This window comes from Streptomyces sp. NPDC056527, assembly GCF_042794475.1.
Classification (GTDB): Bacteria; Actinomycetota; Actinomycetes; order Streptomycetales; family Streptomycetaceae; genus Streptomyces.
The window spans coordinates 1-1,009 of the sequence record NZ_JBHTTQ010000244.1; the positions used below are offsets into that span (position 1 = coordinate 1).

The following is a 1,009-nucleotide window of genomic DNA, read 5'->3' on the forward strand; positions in this document are numbered from 1 at the left end:
GGCACGGGTGCCGGCCGCCCCATCGTTCCGACGGAGCCGTCATGCCCGAATGCTGCACCCCTGGTCACTCCCACGTCCCGGTAGTGACCCTCGCACCGCCCCGCCCCTCGCCCCGGCCCTCCCGGGTGGCTCGGCAGCTGCTCACCCTGCCTGGAGGGCGCTTCCTCATGGGCACCGACGACCCGGACGGCTTCCCCGCGGACGCCGAGGGGCCGGTGCGCGAGGTGGCCGTGGAGCCCTTCCGCATCGCGGCCACGACCGTGACCAACGCCCAGTTCGCCACGTTCGTCAAGGCCACCGGACACCTCACCGAGGCCGAGCGCTTCGGCTTCTCCTTCACCTTCGGCGCCTTCCTCTCCGACCCGGTCGCGGACATCTCCCCGCCCGTGGCGGCCGTCCCCTGGTGGCGGGCGGTGGAAGGAGCCGACTGGCGTCACCCCGAAGGGCCGGGCTCACACGTCACCGACCGTCAGAGCCACCCCGTCGTCCACGTGTCCTGGAACGACGCCCAGGCCTACTGCGCCTGGTCGGACACCCGTCTGCCCACCGAGGCCGAGTGGGAGTACGCGGCCCGTGGAGGCCTGGAGCAGCGCCGCTACCCGTGGGGTGACGAGCTCGAGCCCGGCGGCCGGCACATGTGCAACATCTGGCAGGGCGAGTTTCCCACCGTCAACACCGCCGACGACGGCTACGTCGGTACGGCTCCCGTGAAGTCCTTCCGACCCAACGGTTTCGGGCTCTACAACACGGTCGGCAACGTCTGGGAGTGGTGTGCGGACCGGTTCGCCCCCGACGAGGAGACCTCACGGGCGATGCGCGGCGGCTCGTACCTGTGCCACGACTCCTACTGCAACCGCTACCGGGTGGCCGCCCGCAGCTCCAACACGCCCGACAGTTCGACCGGCAACATCGGGTTCCGAGTGGCCGCCGACCCCGTGTAGAGCCGTCCTGCGCCTGCAAGCGAGAGGCCGTTGCGGAGTGTTCCGCAACGGCCTCTGCCATGTGGGAC

At 71.2% G+C, this 1,009-nt stretch carries 1 protein-coding gene; it reads left to right on the forward strand.

Annotated elements, in window-relative coordinates:
- Positions 1-41: 41 nt before the first annotated feature.
- Positions 42-941 carry a formylglycine-generating enzyme family protein gene (locus tag ACFQ7Q_RS38185; RefSeq protein WP_383563887.1) on the forward strand — a complete coding sequence of 300 codons (900 nt, stop codon included), beginning with the start codon at positions 42-44 and terminating at the stop codon, positions 939-941.
- Positions 942-1,009 lie beyond the last annotated feature (68 nt).

Coding starts and splice junctions, on each gene's coding strand:
- ACFQ7Q_RS38185 (WP_383563887.1), top strand. CDS start 42: ATGCCCGAATGCTGCACCCCTGGTCACTCCCACGTCCCGGTAGTGACC.